The organism is Actinomadura sp. RB99 (assembly GCF_014706005.1).
In the GTDB taxonomy this organism is placed as follows: Bacteria; Actinomycetota; Actinomycetes; order Streptosporangiales; family Streptosporangiaceae; genus Spirillospora.
In genome coordinates this window covers 34,092-52,778 of sequence record NZ_JABMCA010000056.1, presented here as the reverse complement: position 1 = coordinate 52,778, position 18,687 = coordinate 34,092, and the positions used below count along the sequence as shown (strand labels likewise).

Below are 18,687 nucleotides of genomic sequence, written 5' to 3'. Positions count from 1 at the left end.
GGAAACGCGCGCGGCGCCGCCTGGAGCCGGCGGCTCCGGGTCGAACGGCGCCACGGGGCCGAACGGCGGCACGGGGTCGGACGGCAGGGCGGGACCGTACGGCAGGGCCCGGGGGCCGGCGGCGCGCGCCGCCGGCTCCCGGGCGTCTCCCGCGTTCACGGGGTCCCGGCCTTCAGGGGCAGGGCCGGCACGGGGTCACCGGCCGGTGTTGCTGCGGCGGCGCCGCGCCAGGGCGTCGATGCTCGCCGCGAACAGCAGCACGATCCCGGTGATGAGGAAGCTCAGGTACGCCTTCGTGCCGAGCAGTCCGAGACCGTTGTCGATGATGGCGATGACCAGGCCGCCGAGGACCGCGTCGCGGGCCTTGCCGCGCCCGCCGAACAGGCTCGTCCCGCCGATGACCGCGGCGCCGACCGCGTACAGCAGGGTGTTGCCGCCGCCGGCGTCGGGGGTGACCGAGTTCAGCCGGGACGCGGCGACGATGCCGCTGACCGCCGCGAACCCGGACGCGATGATGAACACCGAGATCCGGATCCGGGTGACGTTGATGCCCGCGCGGCGGGCCGCCTCGGCGTTGCCGCCGACCGCGTAGATGTGCCGGCCGTACGGGGTGCGGGCCAGCACGAACGTGCAGACGATGAGCAGCACGCCGACCAGCGGGACGCCCCACGGCACGCCGCCGAGGAAGATCAGCGGGCTGGCGGCGCGGTCCTGGCTGAGCAGGTAGGTGCCGAGCAGCAGCGCCGCGGCGACCACGACCGACTGGGCGATCACCAGCTCGACCGGCCGGGAGTGCAGGTTGCGGGCCTGCTGGCGGCGCCAGCGCAGCAGCTGCGTCCCGGCGTAGCCGGCCGCGCAGACCGCGGCGAGCGTCCAGCCGAGCCAGATCGGCATGTTCTTGTTGGCCAGCGCCACGATGAAGTCGTCGCGGACCGGCACCGTGCCGCCGTCGCCGATCAGCTTCAGCGTGATGCCCTGGATGCCGAGGAAGAACGCCAGCGACACGACGAACGACGGGATGCGCACGACCGCGACCAGCCAGCCGATCGCGGTGCCGATGACGACGCCGACCGCCAGCGCGGAGATCACCGCGACGTACCAGGGCTGGCCGCTGTCGGCGATCAGCTTGGCCATCACGGCGGCGCAGACGCCGCTCGCGACACCGGCGGACAGGTCGATCTCGCCCAGCAGCAGGACGAAGACCAGGCCCATCGCGAGGATCACGATGGGCAGCGCCTGCGTACAGAGGTTCGCGATGTTCTGGTTGCTGAGGAAGGTGTTGGGCCGCAGCGCGAAGAACAGGACGATGAGCGCGGCGAGGCCGAGGATGGCGGGCAGCGCGCCCAGCTCACCGGCCCGGATGCGGCCCCAGTAGTCCAGTAGCGCCGAGCGCACGTCGTGCTCGCGGCGGTCGGCGGCGAAGTCCGAGTCCGCCAGCTTCACGGCGGCCTCCTTGCCCTCGGGGAGTTCGGTGGACACCTCGGTCCCCCTTTCAGATGCTCTCGGCGGCGGTCTGCGGCGCGAGGCCGAGATCACCGGAACGGCCGGCGGTGATGAGCTCCACGACCTGGCCGTGGGTGACCTCGGAGCGTGCCACGTCCGCGGCGACCCGGCCAAGGTAGAGCGCGGTGATGCGGTCGGCCACCTCGAACACGTCGTTCATGTTGTGCGAGATGAGCACGACGGCGTGCCCGGTGTCGGCGAGCCGCCGGACGAGGTCGAGCACCTGCCGGGTCTGCGCGACGCCGAGCGCGGCGGTCGGCTCGTCCAGGATGACGACCTTGGACTCCCAGAGCGCCGCCTTGGCGATCGCGACGGTCTGCCGCTGCCCGCCGGACAGGCTGGCGACCTGCTGGCGCACCGACTTGACGGTGCGGACGGACAGCCGGGCGAGGGTCTGCCGGGCCGCCTCCTCCATGGACGCCTCGTCCAGCACGATGCCCCGGCGGCGCTCGCGGCCGAGGAACATGTTCTGCACGATGTCGAGGTTGTCGGCGAGCGCGAGGTCCTGGTAGACGACCTCGATGCCGAGGTCGGCCGCGGCGCGCGGACCGTCGACGGTCACCTCGCGGCCGTCGAACTCGATCTTCCCCGAGTCGATCGGGTAGATGCCGGCGATGCACTTGATGAGGGTGGACTTGCCCGCGCCGTTGTCGCCGACGAGGGCCATCACCTCGCCCAGCCGCACGGCGAAGTCCACGTCGTGCAGCACATGGACGGCGCCGAAGCTCTTGTTGAGCCCGGTCAGGCGGAGGACGGGGTCTCCGTTTTCTGCCACGTGATTCCTTCCAGGGGTAGCGCGGGCCCGTTTCCTTCCGGGGGTTGGCGCGGGCCCGTGGCGGGCCCCGTGGACGTCCCGGGGTTCCGGGCTCCCGGGGCGTCCTCAGCGGGTGGGGCCCGCCACGAGGGTCAGTACCGCCCGGGGGTGCGACCCCCCGCTTCCCCGGGCGACATCGACGGGGTCAGTGCGAGGTCACTGGATGCCGGCGTCCTTGCACTTGGCCGCGTAGGCGCCCTTGCACAGGTCGGCGGCCTTGACGAACTGGTCGTCGGTGACCTGCTTGACGTTGTCCTTGAAGATGCCGATCGGGTTCAGCAGCACCGAGGGGACGTCGCGCTTGCCCTGCGGGTCGTTGGTGGTGCCGTTGGTCTCGCCCTTCTGGCCCTTGATGAGGGCGACGGCGAGCTTGGCGACCGCGTCGGCCTCCTGCTTGACGGGCTTGTACACGGTCATGCACTGGGTGCCGTCCAGGATGTTCTGCAGTCCCTGGAGGGTGGCGTCCTGGCCGGTGACCGCGACCTTGCCGGCCTGCTGGTTCTTCTTCAGGATGGAGATCGCGGCGTTGCCGAGGCCGTCGTTGGCGGCCAGCACGCCGTCGATCTTGCCGTGCTGCTCGGTGTACATCTGCTCGAAGATCGTCGCGGCCTTGTCCGGCTTCCAGTCCGGGACGGCCTGCTCGGCGACCTTCTTGTAGGTCGACACCTGGTCGAGGATGTTGTGCGCGCCCTTGGCGAACAGCGTCGCGTTGTTGTCGGTCGGCGAGCCGTTCAGGTAGGCGATGTTGGCGCTCTTGCCGCCGAGGCACTTCTGCAGGCCCTTGCCGAGCTCCTCGCCGACCTTCACGTTGTCGAAGGAGACGTAGTAGTCGGAGACGCCGCCGAGGGTGAGCCGGTCGTAGTCGATCGTCTTGACGCCCTGGGACTGCGCCTTGCGCTGGACGGCGCCGGCGGAGTTGGAGTCGATGCCGTCCACGATCAGCACGGTGACGCCACTGGTGATCATCTGGTCGGCGATCGTCTGGAACCGCTGGGTCGAGCCCTCGGCGTTCTGGATGTCGTACTGGACGCCGGCCGTCTTGAACGCCTGCTCGAGGTAGGGGCGGTCGAAGCTCTCGTAGCGGACGGACGAGGTGGTGTCGGGCAGGATCACGCCGACCTTGCCCTTCACCGCGCCGGAGCCGGAGCCGGAGCCCTTGTCGCCGCCGCCGTTGTCGTCCCCGCACGCGGACAGGGTGAGCGCCGCGGCCGCCGAGAGGGCCATGAAGCTGAGGATCCCCTTGCGCATTGCCCGGGTCCTTTCTTGGGGGTGGCCGCATGGCGCGGCCGAGGGTTCGCAGCGCCGGCGAGCGCGGTCGCACCTCCACCGGCGTGAATGTTGTGTCCCGCAACTTATGTCCGGCTCGTCCGGAACGCCAGACCTCTCGCCCGGCTAATTTGTTGTGGGCAGTAACAATCCCGTAACGCGAGATCAACACGGGGGAAACGAGGGAGGGCGCTGATCGGGGCGGCGGAACCGGAGGTCAGGGCGTTCCGGGGCCGCGCGCGGCATATGTTCGGCGGGTCAACATTCACCCGGACCCGCGGTCAACCCGCGGGGCGAAGCCGTCCGAAACCCCGGCGGGCACGCCCCGGCGCGGGCGCGGCGTGGTGCGGCGACGTTCGGCGCACAGGGCGCGGCGTGGTCCGGCGAAGCGTGGCGGGCAGGGAACGGCGCGGGCGCGGCGTGATGGGCGAAGCTAGGCGTGCGGAGAACGGCGGGCGCGGCGAAGGCCGTGATCACGCGATCGCGGTCCCGGTTCGTGCCGGGAGCCGCCGCATGATCACGGTGCCGTCGTGCTCCGATGGGACCCGCCCGTCCCGCGTCGGCGTGACCGCGGGCGCCGCGGTCCCGGGACGGGCGGCAATGCGTCCGGCGGCCGGTGCGGCCCCGGGACGTCCCCGCCCGGCGGGCGGGTCAGTGGACCGAGAGGACCAGCGCGACCCGGTCGGCCGCGGCGGCGACGTCGTCGGCGGGAGCGATGCGCTCCGCCCACGACCACCAGTACCACCATCCGTCGGCGCCCCGCTCCGCGAGGATGTTCTCCGTCAGGGCGGAGGCGTCCGGATTCATCACGTGCAGGCTGGGCGACTGGCCCCGAGGCAGCGTGAGCCGCACCCGAAGGCCGCGTTCGACCAGCTCGCCGCCCAGCTCTTCCAGATATTCGATCCGCGTCCGAGCGGGCGCGGCGGTTCCCGTATCGTCAGGCGTCATCCTTGTCTTCCCCGTGGACTCCGCGCGGCCCGACGAGATCTCACCCTCCCCCTTCCCCGGCCCGGGTGCAAGCACTTCGGCCCGGTCGGTGCGGGTGCGGCGCGAACTCCGGCGGCGCGGCGAGCGTCGCAAAGGGCGCGGTGCCCGGCGGCCGCGAACGGCATCCGGGATATGTTGCGCATGGCACTCGAAGGGGGAAGTTGGGGCGTATGGCGATGGCGAGCGCGGGCGCGAACCCGGAGTGGACCCGGCCCGACCAGCGGCTGCCCGAGCGGCGCCCGGCGGAGGGGACCGCTCCGCCCTCCCCGGGGGGCACCTGGCACCGGATGCACTACGCGGTCGGGGTCTTCCTCATCGCGTACGGGGTGACCGGCCTGGCCGGCGCGGCGCTGCTGTGGAGCGACCGGCGCAAGGAACTCGGCGACTACTTCGGCTCGGGGAACGCGGGCACGCTGCTGATCCTGGCGAAGGCGGCCGAGGCCGTGCTCGTCGCGGTGGCCGCCGCGGGACTCGTCCGCCGCCGCGACGTGTGGTTCGTCCCGGCGCTGGCCGGCTGGATGGCGGGCTTCGCGGTGTTCGCGGTCCTGGACGTGTTCGACGGCCGCCTGGGCGGGCTCCTGGAGCACCTGCTCTACCTCGCGGGCTTCGTGGTGCTGCTGTTCGTCTCGTACGGGCTGAGCGCGAAGGCGCAGGTCGGCAGCGGTGCGGCGGTCCGCGCCTCGGCCGCGTCGCCCGCGCCGGCCGGCCCCGGGCAGGACGGCGGCGAGCCCGGCGGGGAGGGCGAGCCGCGGCGGCTCACCCGGACGCAGGAGTTCGCGCTCGCCGCGCTCAACCGGCTGCCGCGCCGCTGATCCGGGCGCGCCCCGGCGCGCCCGGACGGCACGGGAGGGTCCGGACGTCAGCGGACGATCCACGCGATGGCCGTCATCGTCCCCGGCGGCACCTCGGTGAAGCCGCCGTCGCGGACCGCGACGGCGGCCTCCTTGACGCAGCGCGCCCACGCGACGTCCCGGACCAGGTGGACGGGCGCGCCCGCCTCGATCCACGCCGCGACGTCCTTGCGCGGGCCCTGCCGCAGCAGCAACTGCGCGGCGTGCCCGCTCTGCGCCGCCGCCTTCCCGGTCGTCATCGTCACATCGGGGTTCAGGGCGAGCGCGGCGTACGGCGGGGCGGGCGGAGGCGGCGGCTCCTCGGCTTCCGCGAGGTCGAGCCCGGCCACCTGGAGCTTCGCCAGTTCCGGCGGGACGTCCGCGACCGGGCCGGGCGGGAACGCCCGCACCTGCGCGCCCGCGTGCTCGACCGTCACGCCCGGCAGCGCCTGCGCCTCCGGCCATCGCACTCCGCGCGCGCGCCGCGTCACCTTCCGGATCCGCCGCGACTCCCATTCGTGCACCGCGTGCCGCCATTCCCCGTCGGGCTCGGTGGCGCGCGGGTCGGTGAGCAGCCGGACGACGGCGGTCGCCGCGGCCTCACAGACCGCGCCGTGAGTGGGCGGATCGGCCTTTTCCGCACGTACCACCAGTTGCATCGCCCAGGGCGGGTCGTCGAGAGGGTCGTAAGCAGGTCGCACCCATGGAGTATTCCAAACCGGTTCCGATGTCCGTGACGCCGCTTTCCCGGGGACGATGTGGGTAATGCAACTGTTGTCGTCTCCCGGGCGTCGGTCCTGTCGCGGGCGCAGCACGGTGGGACGGCCCTCGCCGGAGGGGGGCGAGGGGCACGGCGAGAGGTCGGGTCGGAGGTCGCCGGTGACCAGTGGCGCGTGGAACGAGTCCATCCCCGGAGTCGGTACGTTCTTCGTCGGCATCGACGTCGCCCCGGGGCGGTACCGGTGCGACGACGCCGCGGGCGGCTGGTGGGTCCGCTTCACCGGCCCCGGCGGGGGCGACCCGGTCGGCATGTGGCCGCTGCCCGCCGGCGGCACCGAGGTCGAGATCGAGCCGACCGACTTCGCGTTCGAGACCCACGTCGGCGCGTACTGGCGGCGGATCGCCCCGCCGCGCCGCGCCGGGGAGGGCCCGGCGGCCGAGCCGCGCCCGGTCGCCGACCCCGCGCTGCGCGCCGAGCTCGACACGCTCGTGGCGCGCCGCCGCCCGCTGCTGTGGCTGGCGCCGCTGACCGTCCTCGGGCTCGGCCTGCTCGGCTCGCCGCTGCTCGGCTCGCTGTGGCTGATCGGCCTCGGCATGCTCGCGGTCCTGGTCGCGCTCGGCACCCCGTCGGTCTCGCTGGACCTGCGGCGCGCCCGCGAGCTGGAGCGCCGCAGGCACCGCTACCTCACCCCCGAGGACTTCGACGGGCCGGGCCGCGCGCTGCTCGTCCGCCTGCAGGCCGCGGTCGACGCCGTCCGCGACTCGCAGGTCAACCGTGAGGGGCTGCTGGACACGGTCGACAACGCGGTCACCCTGCCCCGGCAGGAGTGGGAGATCGCGCAGGTCCTGGCGCGGCAGTCGAAGCTGCGCAGGGAGCAGGAGGAGATGGCGGAGGCGGCGCCGCTGCCCGAGGTGGAGGAGGCGCTGCGGCCGCTCCGCGAGAAGCTCGACATCTCCGTCGAGGCGGTGACGCGCCGGATCGAGGCCCTCGAACGGTACGCCGAACGCGCCCGCGCCGCCGACGAGGCCCTGGCCGCGCACCGCCACCTGGAGTCCCTCGCGGCGAAGGCGCACGAGTACGACGAGCTGCTCGCCGACACCGTCCGCGACGACCTGGCGCTGCCCGCGATCGAGCGGCTCACCGAGCAGGGCGACGCGCTCGTCCGGACGCTGCGCGAGCGGCTCGCGAAGGCCGCCGAGGCCGGCGGCGAGCTCCCGCCCCCGCCCGCCTGACCGCTCAGAGCACCCGCGCGTACATCAGCGCGAACACCAGGTACGGGACGAGGAACATCCAGCTCGCCACGATGATGCCGTGCAGCACCTCCCCCGGTTCGCGCGCCCGGCCGAGGAAGCGGTGGTAGGCCCAGACCAGCACCGGCGCGGACACGGCCTGCGTCCACAGCGTCCGGTGCGGGAACACATGCCCGGTCGCGGCCAGCGTCACCGCGAGCGCGCACGACGCCGTCCACGCGGCGAGCCCGATCCGGTGCGCGCCGCGCGGGCCGAGCCGCACGGCGATGGTCCGGTACCCGCTGGCGAGGTCGGCCTTGTAGTCGGTGACGGTCGTCGGGACGTACAGGGCGGTCGCGACCAGGACGCCCTCGACGGCCATCACCCACGGGAAGCCCTCGATGGGACGCACGACCGTCCAGCCGGCCAGCAGCGCGAGGCCGCCGACGCCGGCCGCGTTGGTCGCCACGTCGAACCCCGGCCGGTCCTTCAGCCGGACCGGCGGCACGCTGTACAGCCAGCCGAGCACCAGGAACCCGAGCGTGACCAGCGCGAACGCCGGCCGCACCGTCAGCGCGACGAGCAGCGCCGCCGCCGCGGTGACGTGCGCCGCGACCAGTGCCCCGTGCACGCTCAGCCGCCCGTCGACCAGCGGCGCGTCGTCCTTACGCGGATTCCTCAGGTCGCCGTCCAGGTCGAAGGCGTCGTTGATGGCCAGCACCGCGAGCCAGACCAGCGGCCCCCACACGACGAGCCCGGTCAGCACGGGCGCGGCCGCGTCCAGGCACCGTCCGCTCATCGGCACGCACGCGTCCTGGCCCGCGATCAGCCACCGCGTCGCGAGCAGGTGCCCGACATAGAACGGCACGAGCGAGACGAGCCAGATCGCGGGCCTCGCGATGAGCCACAGGTCGAGCAGCACCCGCCACCGCTGCACCGCCGCCCGCACCGGCACCCGGCGCCGCGTCCGAGAAGCGCGCATACCGTCACCCCAGGGTTCCAACGCACCCCCACCCCTATTGGACACTACGTCCAGACGCTCTGCGGGCACCAGTGCCCGGGAGTTCCCGTCCCATGCGCGGCCGGCCGGGATGATCCCGGTGGGGTGGGTAGTTGTTCTCGGGGTGGAGTCGATCATGATGCGGGCGGCCGTCGCGGAGCGGCCGGGGCCGCCGGACGTGCTGCGGGTGCGCGAGGTGCCGGTTCCGGAGCCGCGGCCGGGGTGGACGCTGGTGAAGGTCAGGGCGTTCGGGCTGAACCGGTCGGAGATGTTCACCCGGCAGGGGCACTCCCCCGGCGTGCGGTTCCCGCGCGTGCTCGGGATCGAGTGCGTCGGCGAGGTCGCCGTGGGCGGGGTGCTCGCGCCGGGGACGCGGGTCGCGGCGGTCATGGGCGAGATGGGGCGCGCGTTCGACGGCGGCTACGCCGAGTACGCGCTGCTCCCCGACGACCTGCTGATCCCCGTCACGACCGAGCTGGACTGGGAGGTCTTCGCGGCGCTGCCCGAGACCTACCTCACCGCCCAGGGGTCCCTGGACGCGCTGGGCGCGGACAGCGGGACATTGCTGGTGCGGGGCGGGACGTCGTCGGTCGGCATGGCGGCGCTGTCGCTGGCCAGGGGGCTTGGCCTGCGGACGATCGCGACGACCCGCAACCCCGGCAAGGTCGAGGCGCTGGAGACGGCGGGCGCCGACCATGTCGTCCTGGACGACGGCGGCATCGCGGACGGGGTGCGGGCGATCGTCCCGGACGGCCCGGACCACGTGCTCGAACTCGTCGGCGCGTCCACTCTCGTGGACTCGCTCGGCCTCGTCCGCAAGGGCGGCACGGTGTGCATGACGGGCATCCTGGGCGGCGCGTGGGTGCTTCCCGAGTTCGAGCCGATGCAGGCGATGCGGAGCGGGACGCGGCTCACCGTGTTCCACAGCGACGACGTGCAGGGCGCGGCGGGCGCCGCGACGCTGCAGCGGCTCGTGGACGAGGTCGGGAGCGGCCGGTTCCGGCCGAACGTCGACCGGGTCTTCGCGCTGGACGAGATCGCCGACGCGCACCGGTACATGGAGGCCGACGAGGCGACCGGCAAGCTCGTCGTGCGCCTCTAGCCGAGAAGGGCGCGGATCTGGTCGGGGCCGGTGAAGACCTCGGCGGCCATGCCGGTCTCGCGGGCGGCGAGGACGTTGCGCTCGGTGTCGTCGATGAACAGGACGTCGGCGGGCTTCACGCCGAGGCGCTCGGCGCAGATGCGGTAGGCCCGCGGGTCGGGCTTGGCGACGCCGATGGCGCACGAGTAGGTGAGCGCGTCGAACCGAGACAGCCAGCTCCCGTGCCGCGCCTCGAAGCGGGGGACGAGGTCGGCGATGATGTTGGAGAGCAGGCCCAGGGTGCGCCCGCCGTCGGCCAGCTCGTGCACGAGGGCGACCATGCGCTCGTCGGCGTTCGTCCAGCTACGCAGGTCGGCGTCGATCAGCGCGGGCACGTCGGGGAACGCGGTGCCGAGGGCGGCGGCGACGTCCGCCCAGTAGGCGGCGCTCTCCTGGCCGGCGTCGTAGGCGGGGCGCAGCGCCCAGTACGCGTCCCAGAACGGGGCGCCGGAGACCCCGGCGACCTCCTCGATCTCCCGCACGGCCTCGGGGGTCTGGGTGCGGGCGATGACGCCGAACAGGTCGAAGACGATCACATCGGGCATGGTCCGAGGGTATGCGGGGCGGCCCGGTGCGGGCGTCGCGGGGCGGCGGACGTCGCGCCGCGTCGCGACGCGGGAGCCCCGGGTGATGGAACAAGCGCTTGGGCACACCGTAAACTGCCGTTGACGCGCGGACTGAGCAAGCGGTTGGGCGCGCACGGCATAATGAGAGGGTGACGACCACGAGCGCGAATTCCGGGCGGGCGAGGCCCCGGGCCGCCGGCGAGGGCGGCGCGCGCCGCCGCGGCAAGGGCTCGCCGGCCCTGGCGTCGGAGCGCCGCGAGCACCTGGTCAGGCTGGCCGCGGACCTGTTCGCGGAGAAGGGCTTCCAGGCCACCACGGTCCGCAACATCGCCGACGAGGCCGGCATCCTGTCCGGCAGCCTCTACCACCACTTCGACTCCAAGGAGTCGATCGTGGACGAGATCCTGACCGGCTTCTTCGACGAGATCATGGCCGCCTACCGGGCCGAGATCGACGCGGGCCGCGACCCGCGGGAGACGATCGCCGGACTCGTCCGCATCGCGTTCAACAGCCTCGAGCCGCACCGCGCCGCGATCACGGTCATGCAGAACGACTGGAACTACCTCCAGGGCATGGACCGCTTCGCCTACCTCACCAAGTCCGAGGACGAGGTGGAGAAGATGTGGGTCGAGACCATCGCGGCCGGCCAGGAGCAGGGGCTGTTCCGCGAGGACCTCGACCCGAAGCTGACCTACCGGATGATCCGCGACACCATCTGGGTGGCCGTCCGCTGGTTCAAGCCGGGCGGACGGCTCGACGCCCAGAGCCTCGGCGAGCACTACATCAAGGTCATGTTCGACGGGATCAACACCCACTAGCCCCCGGGCGGACGCCTGCGGCCCGTGGGCCCGGCGCCCGCCGTCCCCCGCCGGCGGGCGATGCCCGCTATCCCCCTACCGGCACGCCCGGGCGCTCCGGCGCGCTCTCGAGGCGGCGGCGCGGCAGCAGCCGCGCGATCGGTCCGGGCAGCCACCAGTTCTTCTCGCCGAACAGCTCCATCAGGGCGGGGACGAGCACCATCCGCACGACGGTCGCGTCGATCAGGATGGCGACGCCGAGGCCGAGGCCGATCTGCTTGACGGCGACGTTCGCGCCGAGCAGCACCGACAGGAACACCATCACCATGATCGCGGCGGCGGCGGTGATGACCCGCGCGGTGCCGGCGAGGCCGCGCGCGACGGCCTCCCGGGTGGGCACGCCCGCCTCGTGCGACTCGCGGATCCGCGACACGAGGAACACCTCGTAGTCCATGGACAGCCCGAACAGGATCGGGAACATCATCAGCGGCACCCAGGTGGTAACCGGCATCGAGGTGGGGAAGCCGAGCGCCTTGCCCGCCCATCCCCACTGCACGACGGCGGTCAGCACGCCGTAGGCGGCGGCGATCGACAGCAGGTTCATCAGCGCGGCCTGCAGCGCCACGGTCAGCGAGCGGACGAGCGCGACGAGCAGCAGCAGCGACAGCCCCACCACGATCGCGATGAGCAGCGGCAGCCGGTTCTGCACGTCGTCGGCGAAGTCGATGGACGCCGCGTTCTGGCCGCCGACGTAGGCGCGCAGGTCCGTGCCGCGGGTGACGCGGGGCAGGACGTCGTCGCGGAGCCGGTGCACCAGCCGCGGGGTGGCCTCGTCCTGCGCGCCGGTGGTCGGGAACGCCATGATCAGCGAGACGGCCCCGTCGGGGCTGGTGCGCGGCGGCTGGACGGCCGCGACGCCCGGTGCGGCGCCGACGGCCGCGGCGACCGGCGCCGGGTTCCCGCCCCGGGTGACGATGACCAGCGGCGCGGCGGTGCCGGGCCCGAAGCCCTCGGCCATGATCTGGTTCGCGGCGTAGCCGCTGGTGTCGTGCGGCTGGGTGCTGGAGTCGGGCAGGCTGAGCCGCATCGACAGCGCCGGCACCGCGAGGACGAGCAGCAGGGCCGCCGCGGCCAGCCCGGTGACGACCGGGTGGTTCTGGACGACCCGGGCCCAGCGCTCGGCGAGGGGGCGGCGCGCCCGGCCGAGCCCCGGCACGCGGAGCCGGTCGATGGCCCGGCCGGTGAAGCCGAGCAGCGCGGGCAGCAGGGTGACGGCGGCGAGCATCGTCATCATTACCGCCACGCCGGCGGCGACGGCGACGGCGTTGAACAGCTTCTGCTGCATGACGAACAGGCCCATCAGGGCGATCACGACGGTGCTGCCGGCGAACAGGACGGCGCGTCCGGCGGTGGTGACGGCGGTGACGGTCGCCTCCTCCGGTTCCTTCCCGGCGGCGAGCTCCTCCCGGTAGCGGGTGACGATGAACAGCGCGTAGTCGATGCCGACGCCGATGCCGAGGAGCGCGGCGACGATGGGCCCGAACGACGGCGCGGGCAGCAGGTGCGCGATCAGCGCGATGAGCCCGAGCCCGGAGCCGATGCCGAACAGCGCGGTCACGATCGGCAGTCCCATCGCCAGCACCGAGCCGAACGCGATCAGCAGGATGACGATGGCGGCGAGCACGCCGATCCCCTCCGACGACCCGCCTTCCGCGGTCTCGGCGTTGTCGATCGCGGCGCCGCCGAGCTCGATCCGGACGGGCCCGGAGTCGCTGCGGACGTCGTCGATGAGCTTGGTGACGTCCGTGGTGGGCACGTCGTTGGTGGGGACGTCGAGGTTCGCGGTGGCGAACGCCGTCCGGCCGTCCTTGGAGATCTGGCCGGGGACGTCATAGGGCGAGGTGACGGAGGCGACGTGCGGTGTCCTGCCGAGCCGGTCGATGGCCCGGGTCACCCGCTCCTTCGCGGCGGCCGAGCGCACTCCGGCGTCCGCCCGCACGGCGAGCGTGATCGTGTCGCCGCTGCGCTTGGGGAAGTGCTCGTCGAGCAGCTTCTTCGCGGTCGCGGAATGGGAGGAGCCTCCGGTGAAGTCGTTGAGCGGCTTGACGGCGAAGCCGTAGCCGAGGACCAGCACGGCGAGCGCGCCGACGATCCAGGCGGCGACGACGAGCCATCGCCTCCGATAGCAGACCCGGGCGAGCCTGGCCAGTTTCATGGGAACCACCTTCGCGGGAGTCCGCGGGTAGAGAACACGTCGTTCCCGAAAGCGTGGCTCGCGCACCCGGTCCGCGTCGTCGGGCGGGCGGCGTCTTCCGGGAGGCCCGCTACTTCCGCAGGAGTACATCCGGCGCGGTATCCCACCGTTGGGCCCCCCGAACCTCCATAGTGTGCTTAGTCACAATTTGCCGAGTAGGGGTGACGCATTGGTCCGTGGGGACGCTGTTACTGAGGAGATCATCGGGGGGAGGGCGGCATGACGGCTCCACAGGGCGCCGGCCGGGACGAGCCCACGCCGGCGGCGTTCCGCGCCGCCACGGCGCGCGGGCTGCAGGAGCAGTTTCCGGGCGTGCGCGTCTGGTTCGGCGAGGCGACCGGGTCCTGGTGGGCCCTGGTCCCGCTGCGGGACGGTCCGCGGCTTTTGGAGGCCCCCACTCCGCAGCAGCTCCGCGACGAGATCCTCAACTCGCGGACCCGGGGGTGACCAGCCCCGACTCGTAGGCGAGCACCACCAGCCGGGCCCGGTCGCGCACCCCGAGCTTGCTCATGGCCCGGCTGACGTGCGTCTTGGCGGTGAGGGGGCTGACCGCGAGGGCGCTCGCGATCTCGGCGTTGGACAGCCCCCGCCCGACCAGCCGCACGACCTCCCGCTCCCGGTCGGTGAGGCCCTCGAGCCGGCCGACGGCGGCGGGGGCGGGTCCGGGACGGCCGCCGACGAAGCCCTCGATGACGGCGCGGGTGACGGCGGGGGCGAGCAGCGACTCGCCGCCCGCGACCACCCGGACGGCGTTCACCAGTTCCACGGGCTCCATGTCCTTGACGAGGAAGCCGGCCGCTCCGGCGCGCAGCGCCAGGTAGATGTGCTCGTCGTCGGTGTAGGTGGTGAGGGCGAGGACGCGCACGTCGTCGAGCGCGGGGTCGGAGGCGATCCGGCGGGTGGCGGCGAGCCCGTCGGTGCCGGGCATCCGCAGGTCCATGAGGACGACGTCGGGCCGCAGCCGGCGGGCCAGCTCCACCGCCGCGTCGCCGTCCTCGGCCTCGCCCACGACCTCGATGCCGTCCTCGCCGGACAGCAGCATCCGGAACCCGGCCCGCACCAGCGACTGGTCGTCGGCCAGCACCACTGTGATCACGCCTGCTCCCCCGTCCGCCGGGCCCCCGTCCGGCCCGGATGCGACGGCGCAACCGTACGACGATTCGGGCCGCGGGAGGAATCGGACCGTTCCCACGAGGGCGCCGCCGGAGGACGGAGGTGGGCGGGCGTAGGCCGTCCGCCGGGAACGGGGCGCGATCCGTTCCCGGCGGGCGTTTTGTGAAACTAACCTGAAATGTGCTCCGACACAAGCGCTTGCTCGGTAAGCGTTGTGTGGGACAGCGCACATCGCGCCGCCCCGGTCCCGGCCCGGCGCGCGTCAGGTCTCGTACTGGATGGCGGCCCGCTCCGCGACGATCGGCGTGATGAACTCGTCGATCACCGCCCGGTGCGCCGGATGGTCGCGGTACACCAGGTAGTCGTCCTTGCCCGCGAAGTCGGCGACCACGACGAACTCGTAGGACCCCGGGTTCACGCCCGCGTCGAGGCCGACGCTGTACCCGCGGATCTCCGGGATGACCCCGGTCAGCTCGCGCAGCTTCGCCGCGACCTCCTCCTGCTGGCCGATGGTCGTGCCCTCGGCCCACCTGAACATCACCACGTGACGGAAACCGCTCATGCGGGCACGCTACCGAGAAGCGGCGGGCTCAAACGGTCCCGAGCTCCGCGGCCGCCACCGCGCCGAGCTCCCAGCACGCCTCCAGGTCGGCCTTGCCCGGCTCCCCCATCACCACCACCGGCGGCTGGACCGCCCTCCACTTCAGCCCCGTCGTGATGGACTCCAGCGCGCGCAGCGCCCCGGCCGCGTCGTTGTTCCCGTGCAGGAACGCCCCGAACGGCCGGCGGATTGTCTCGTCCAAGCACGGGTAATAAATCTGGTCGAAGAAGTGCTTGAGCGCCCCGGAGAGATAACCGAGGTTCACAGGGGAGCCGAGGAGGTAGCCGTCCGCCTTGAGGACGTCCACGGCGGAGGCGGTCAGCGCCGGACGGGAGACGACCTCCACGCCCTCGATCTCGTCCGTGCGCGCCCCCGCGCGCACCGCCTCGACCATCGCCTGGACGGACGGCGAGGGCGTGTGATGAACGAGCAGGAGCCTCTTCACCCTCACGAGACTAACCAGTTTCCCCTCGGGTGGCCGGGTACGGCCGTCGTGGGGACGAGGACCGCCGGAGTCGCCGAACGCGACGTCATAGGAGGTGTCCGGACGACGCTGACCATGAGCGGCCAAAGATAACGTCCGATCCGGGGAATGAGTTCCAAAGGATCATGGTTGGGGCTCAGCGGAGGTGTCCTTCTCGTGCATGCAGCGAAATCGGCCGAACGCGCCGGCGGCGAGCCCCTGCCCGTCTGGCCGCTGGCGCTCGTCGCCGCGTTCGTCGCCGTCCTGATCGCCGTGCCCGCCATGGCATGGTCCCCGCACTGGCTCGACCGGCTGTCGGCGGTGGTGACCGGAACACCGCTCGCCCCCGCGCACGCCGTCTCCCTGGGGCTGGTGCTCCTGCTGATCGCGCGCGGCGTCCTGCTGCGCCGCCGGGCCGCCTGGTACGGCCTGGTCGCACTGGTCGTCCTCGGCCTGCTCGCCGTCGTGGCGGGCGACGACGCGCCGTGGCGGGTGCCGCTCCTCGCGGCCGTCCTGGTCGGGCTCTGGGTGGAGCGCGACCGCTTCCCCGTCCGCCCGCACCCCGACCGGGTCCGCACCGCGGTGAAGACCGGCGCGCTCCTGGTGATCGGCGCGGTGGTCGGATCGGTGCTGGTCGGCGGTGTCTCCGTGCGGTCCGTGCGGGTCGTCGCGAGCGGCCTCGGCGCCACCGGCGCGCGCATCGACGGCGCGTCCTGGCTGCCCGGCGTGCTCGGCCTGGCCGGCGCGGTGGGCCTGCTCGCCCTGGTGATGACGCTGCTGGCGCCCGACCCCGCGCCGCCGCCCGGCGACGAGGACGAGCGGCGCCGCGTCGCCGGCCTGGTCGCGCACCCCGGCTCGGACACCCTCGCCCCGTTCGCGCTGCGCCGCGACAAGGCGTACGTGTTCAGCCCGGACGGGCGCGCCGCGATCGGCTACCGGGTGCTGTTCGGCATCGCGGTGGCGGGCGGCGACCCCGTCGGCGACCCGAGGTCGCACGCCGCCGCCATCGCGGAGTTCCTGGAGCTGTGCCGCAGGACCGGCTGGCGGCCCGCGGTGCTCGGCGCGAGCGCCGACCTGCTGCCGGAGTGGGGCCCGCTGCGCTCGTTCGGCTTCGGCGACGAGGTCGTCGTCCGGCCGGAGGAGTTCACGCTGTCGGGCCGGCAGATGCGCAACGTCCGGCAGGCCGTCAAGCGCACCGTCAACGCCGGCGTCACCACCGAGATCCTGCCCGAGCGCGAGCTGTCCGCGGATCTGCGCGCCGCGCTGCTGGAGGTCGCGTCCGGCTCGCTGGGCGGCGCCGCCGAGCGCGGCTTCTCGATGAACCTCGACGAGCTGCTCACCGGCTACCACCCCGGCGCGGTCGTCGCGGTCGCCTACGACGAGGACAAGAAGCCGATCGCCTTCCAGCGGTACGTGACGGCGGGCGAGGGCATCAGCCTGGACGCGATGCGGCGCTCCCCCGGCGGGCCGAACGGTGTCAACGAGCGGTTGATCGTCGAGATGATCGAGTACGCGGGCGAGCACGGCCACGCGCTCGTCTCGCTGAACTTCGCGGCCTTCCGCGAGCTGCTGGACGCCGAGCAGCGCGGCGCGCTGGAGAAGGCCGGCTACCAGGCCCTGCACCTGCTGGACCCGCTGATCGCGGTCGAGTCGCTGTACCTGTTCGACAAGAAGTTCCGGCCCGCCTACAAGCCGCGCAGCATCGTCTTCCGGTCGTGGTTCGACATCGTGTGGCTGGCGGCGGCGCTGCTGACGCTGGAGTTCGGCCGCACGAAGCCGGCGTCCGCCGCGGAGGAGCCCGTCACCGAACCCGTCCACCACTACATCCGCTAGCGATCCCCGCGCCCCCGACCCGAGACGACCTCCGCCGCGACGCTGTCGATACCGGCGGAGGTCGTTCGTGTAGAGGGTGGAATGTTCCCGGCGAGGGGCGAGGGGCGAGGGTGATGACGATGCGGGAGATCCGGACGCTGGTCGGCGGGCGGGGGCTGGTGGAGTCGCCGCGGTGGCACGACGGGCGGGTGTACTTCTCCGACTGGACGGCGGGCGAGGTCCTCGCCGCGGATCCGGACGGGCGATGCGAGGTGGTCGCGCGGGTGAAGTCGCTGCCGCTGTGCACGGCGTGGCTCCCGGACGGCGGGCTGCTGCTGGTCGATTCGCCCGGCGGGCGGCTGCTGCGGCAGGACGGCGACGGGACGCGGACCGTGCACGCGGACCTCGGCCGGACGGGCTGGAACGACATCGTCGCGGACGGCCGCGGCAACGCCTACGTCAACCGCGCCGGGTTCGACCCGATGGCCGGGGAGGAGTTCCGTCCCGGGTCCGTGTTCCTGGCCGCGCCCGACGGGACGGTCCGGGAGGTCGCCGGTGACGTCGCGTTCCCCAACGGGATGGCGGTGACCCCGGACGGGTCGACGCTGATCGTCGCCGACTCCTACCGCGGCGAGCTGGTGGCGTTCGCGATCGGCGCCGGCGGCGGGCTGTCGGACCGGCGCGTCTGGGCCGACCTCGGCGACGGGACGCCGGACGGCATCTGCACCGACGCGGAGGGGGCCGTCTGGTACGCGGACGTGCCGCACGAGAGGTGCGTGCGCGTCGCCGAGGGCGGCGCGGTCCTGGACGCCGTCGAGGTGGACCGGGGCGCGTTCGCCTGCGCGCTGGGCGGCCCCGGCGGGACGACGCTGTTCATCACGGCGGCGGAGTGGCAGGGCATGACCGAGCCGGAGCCGGTGCGGCCGGGCAGCGGGCGCCTCCTCGCCGCGGATGTCGAGGTGCCCGGCGCGGGCTGGCCCTGACCCGCGCCGCTCCCCGCCGCGCGCCGTCGGCGACCCGGCCGTTTCCCGAGGTGGGCGGCGGGTAGCGCACTCGCGTGGAGACCTGGAACGCCATCACGTCCCGGCGCAACGTCCGGGAGTACCGCGACGACCCGATCCCGCCCGACGACCTCGACCGCGTCCTGGAGGCGGCGCGGCGGGCGCCGTCGTCCAAGAACTGGCAGCCGTGGGACTTCGTCGTCGTGACGGACCGGGATCGGCTGGCCGAGCTGGCCGCCGCGGGCGAGTACGCGGCGCACGTCCCCGGTTCGGCGGCGACGATAGCGCTGGTCATGCGCGACTACGACGACCCCGCCGAGCGGGAGACCGCGCGGTTCGACCTCGGGCAGGCGATGCTGAGCATGATGCTCGCGGCCGTCGACCTCGGGATCGGCAGCGGGCACGCGACGGTGATGGACCAGTCGGTGGCGCGCCGCGTGCTCGGCCTGCCGGACGACCGCTACTGCGCCTACCTGGTCGCGGTGGGGTACCCGGCGGGCCGTCCGTTGAAGCCCGTCCGGAACCCGGCCCGGCGGGCGTTCGAGGACGTGGTGCACCGCGACCGCTGGTGACCGTCCGGAGGGAATGA

The 18,687-nt window shown here is 73.3% G+C and carries 19 protein-coding genes; 8 read left to right on the top strand and 11 right to left on the bottom strand.

Going from position 1 to position 18,687, the window contains the following annotated elements; genetic code table 11:
* Positions 1–195 precede the first annotated feature (195 nt).
* From amrb99_RS35935 to amrb99_RS35920, 4 genes are all read right to left on the bottom strand, one after another.
* Positions 196–1,479, bottom strand: coding sequence for an ABC transporter permease (locus tag amrb99_RS35935; protein ID WP_190864751.1), 1,284 nt, complete (start codon positions 1,477–1,479; stop codon positions 196–198).
* 13 nt (positions 1,480–1,492) lie between these two features.
* Positions 1,493–2,278: an ATP-binding cassette domain-containing protein gene (locus amrb99_RS35930; RefSeq protein WP_190864749.1), complete on the bottom strand. Its 786-nt coding sequence runs from the start codon at positions 2,276–2,278 to the stop codon at positions 1,493–1,495.
* A gap of 195 nt (positions 2,279–2,473) precedes the next feature.
* The gene (locus amrb99_RS35925; protein WP_190864747.1) at positions 2,474–3,565 is read right to left on the bottom strand and encodes a sugar ABC transporter substrate-binding protein; all 1,092 of its coding nucleotides are present in this window, start codon (positions 3,563–3,565) and stop codon (positions 2,474–2,476) included.
* A 669-nt stretch (positions 3,566–4,234) separates the two neighbouring features.
* A complete protein-coding gene (locus tag amrb99_RS35920) occupies positions 4,235–4,531 on the bottom strand; it encodes a hypothetical protein (protein WP_190864745.1) in 297 nt (98 codons plus the stop codon).
* A 209-nt stretch (positions 4,532–4,740) separates the two neighbouring features.
* Between amrb99_RS35920 and amrb99_RS35915 the strand changes: the two genes are divergently transcribed.
* Positions 4,741–5,382: a hypothetical protein gene (locus amrb99_RS35915; protein ID WP_190864743.1), complete on the top strand. Its 642-nt coding sequence runs from the start codon at positions 4,741–4,743 to the stop codon at positions 5,380–5,382.
* 47 nt (positions 5,383–5,429) lie between these two features.
* On the opposite strand, the gene amrb99_RS35910 is transcribed toward amrb99_RS35915, so the two are convergent.
* On the bottom strand, positions 5,430–6,101 hold the full coding sequence (locus amrb99_RS35910) for a hypothetical protein (protein WP_190864741.1): 672 nt from the start codon (positions 6,099–6,101) through the stop codon (positions 5,430–5,432).
* Between the two features lie 178 nt (positions 6,102–6,279).
* On the opposite strand from amrb99_RS35910, the gene amrb99_RS35905 reads away from it, so the two are divergent.
* Entirely contained in the window at positions 6,280–7,353 is a 1,074-nt protein-coding gene (locus tag amrb99_RS35905; protein WP_190864739.1) for a hypothetical protein, read from the top strand.
* A 4-nt stretch (positions 7,354–7,357) separates the two neighbouring features.
* Here amrb99_RS35905 and amrb99_RS35900 read toward each other — a convergent pair whose 3' ends face one another.
* Positions 7,358–8,332 carry a UbiA family prenyltransferase gene (locus amrb99_RS35900; RefSeq protein ID WP_190864737.1) on the bottom strand — a complete coding sequence of 325 codons (975 nt, stop codon included), beginning with the start codon at positions 8,330–8,332 and terminating at the stop codon, positions 7,358–7,360.
* Positions 8,333–8,486: 154 nt separating this feature from the next.
* Here amrb99_RS35900 and amrb99_RS35895 point away from each other — a divergent pair, with 154 nt between their 5' ends.
* On the top strand, positions 8,487–9,452 hold the full coding sequence (locus amrb99_RS35895; protein ID WP_206700240.1) for a zinc-binding dehydrogenase: 966 nt from the start codon (positions 8,487–8,489) through the stop codon (positions 9,450–9,452).
* Here the strand turns inward: amrb99_RS35895 and amrb99_RS35890 are convergent.
* Positions 9,449–10,036 carry an HAD family phosphatase gene (locus tag amrb99_RS35890; RefSeq protein WP_190864735.1) on the bottom strand — a complete coding sequence of 196 codons (588 nt, stop codon included), beginning with the start codon at positions 10,034–10,036 and terminating at the stop codon, positions 9,449–9,451. The genes amrb99_RS35895 and amrb99_RS35890 overlap by 4 nt on opposite strands.
* A gap of 170 nt (positions 10,037–10,206) precedes the next feature.
* Between amrb99_RS35890 and amrb99_RS35885 the strand changes: the two genes are divergently transcribed.
* Complete coding sequence (locus tag amrb99_RS35885; protein WP_190864733.1) at positions 10,207–10,875, top strand: TetR/AcrR family transcriptional regulator; 669 nt, start codon at positions 10,207–10,209, stop codon at positions 10,873–10,875.
* Positions 10,876–10,942: 67 nt separating this feature from the next.
* Here amrb99_RS35885 and amrb99_RS52750 read toward each other — a convergent pair whose 3' ends face one another.
* Positions 10,943–13,069: an MMPL family transporter gene (locus amrb99_RS52750; protein WP_190864731.1), complete on the bottom strand. Its 2,127-nt coding sequence runs from the start codon at positions 13,067–13,069 to the stop codon at positions 10,943–10,945.
* A 258-nt stretch (positions 13,070–13,327) separates the two neighbouring features.
* On the opposite strand from amrb99_RS52750, the gene amrb99_RS35875 reads away from it, so the two are divergent.
* Positions 13,328–13,555, top strand: a complete 228-nt coding sequence (locus amrb99_RS35875) for a hypothetical protein (RefSeq protein WP_190864729.1) — start codon at positions 13,328–13,330, stop codon at positions 13,553–13,555.
* On the opposite strand, the gene amrb99_RS35870 is transcribed toward amrb99_RS35875, so the two are convergent.
* The 3 genes from amrb99_RS35870 to amrb99_RS35860 all read right to left on the bottom strand — a co-directional run bounded on the left by amrb99_RS35870 (position 13,533) and on the right by amrb99_RS35860 (position 15,267).
* Positions 13,533–14,204, bottom strand: coding sequence for a response regulator (locus amrb99_RS35870; RefSeq protein WP_190864727.1), 672 nt, complete (start codon positions 14,202–14,204; stop codon positions 13,533–13,535). The genes amrb99_RS35875 and amrb99_RS35870 overlap by 23 nt on opposite strands.
* A 279-nt stretch (positions 14,205–14,483) precedes the next feature.
* Positions 14,484–14,783, bottom strand: a complete 300-nt coding sequence (locus tag amrb99_RS35865; RefSeq protein WP_190864725.1) for a Dabb family protein — start codon at positions 14,781–14,783, stop codon at positions 14,484–14,486.
* A 28-nt stretch (positions 14,784–14,811) separates the two neighbouring features.
* Entirely contained in the window at positions 14,812–15,267 is a 456-nt protein-coding gene (locus amrb99_RS35860) for an NAD(P)H-dependent oxidoreductase (protein WP_190864723.1), read from the bottom strand.
* Positions 15,268–15,462: 195 nt separating this feature from the next.
* Between amrb99_RS35860 and amrb99_RS53425 the strand changes: the two genes are divergently transcribed.
* The 3 genes from amrb99_RS53425 to amrb99_RS35845 all read left to right on the top strand — a co-directional run bounded on the left by amrb99_RS53425 (position 15,463) and on the right by amrb99_RS35845 (position 18,670).
* A complete protein-coding gene (locus amrb99_RS53425) occupies positions 15,463–17,118 on the top strand; it encodes a phosphatidylglycerol lysyltransferase domain-containing protein (protein WP_190864721.1) in 1,656 nt (551 codons plus the stop codon).
* A gap of 113 nt (positions 17,119–17,231) precedes the next feature.
* The gene (locus amrb99_RS35850) at positions 17,232–18,080 is read left to right on the top strand and encodes an SMP-30/gluconolactonase/LRE family protein (protein WP_206700239.1); all 849 of its coding nucleotides are present in this window, start codon (positions 17,232–17,234) and stop codon (positions 18,078–18,080) included.
* A 74-nt stretch (positions 18,081–18,154) separates the two neighbouring features.
* Positions 18,155–18,670, top strand: a complete 516-nt coding sequence (locus amrb99_RS35845) for a nitroreductase family protein (protein ID WP_190864718.1) — start codon at positions 18,155–18,157, stop codon at positions 18,668–18,670.
* The last annotated feature ends 17 nt before the right edge of the window (positions 18,671–18,687 follow it).

Coding starts and splice junctions, on each gene's coding strand:
- amrb99_RS35925 (WP_190864747.1), bottom strand. CDS start 3,565: ATGCGCAAGGGGATCCTCAGCTTCATGGCCCTCTCGGCGGCCGCGGCG.
- amrb99_RS35920 (WP_190864745.1), bottom strand. CDS start 4,531: ATGACGCCTGACGATACGGGAACCGCCGCGCCCGCTCGGACGCGGATC.
- amrb99_RS35915 (WP_190864743.1), top strand. CDS start 4,741: ATGGCGATGGCGAGCGCGGGCGCGAACCCGGAGTGGACCCGGCCCGAC.
- amrb99_RS35900 (WP_190864737.1), bottom strand. CDS start 8,332: ATGCGCGCTTCTCGGACGCGGCGCCGGGTGCCGGTGCGGGCGGCGGTG.
- amrb99_RS35895 (WP_206700240.1), top strand. CDS start 8,487: ATGATGCGGGCGGCCGTCGCGGAGCGGCCGGGGCCGCCGGACGTGCTG.
- amrb99_RS35890 (WP_190864735.1), bottom strand. CDS start 10,036: ATGCCCGATGTGATCGTCTTCGACCTGTTCGGCGTCATCGCCCGCACC.
- amrb99_RS52750 (WP_190864731.1), bottom strand. CDS start 13,069: ATGAAACTGGCCAGGCTCGCCCGGGTCTGCTATCGGAGGCGATGGCTC.
- amrb99_RS35875 (WP_190864729.1), top strand. CDS start 13,328: ATGACGGCTCCACAGGGCGCCGGCCGGGACGAGCCCACGCCGGCGGCG.
- amrb99_RS35865 (WP_190864725.1), bottom strand. CDS start 14,783: ATGAGCGGTTTCCGTCACGTGGTGATGTTCAGGTGGGCCGAGGGCACG.
- amrb99_RS35850 (WP_206700239.1), top strand. CDS start 17,232: ATGACGATGCGGGAGATCCGGACGCTGGTCGGCGGGCGGGGGCTGGTG.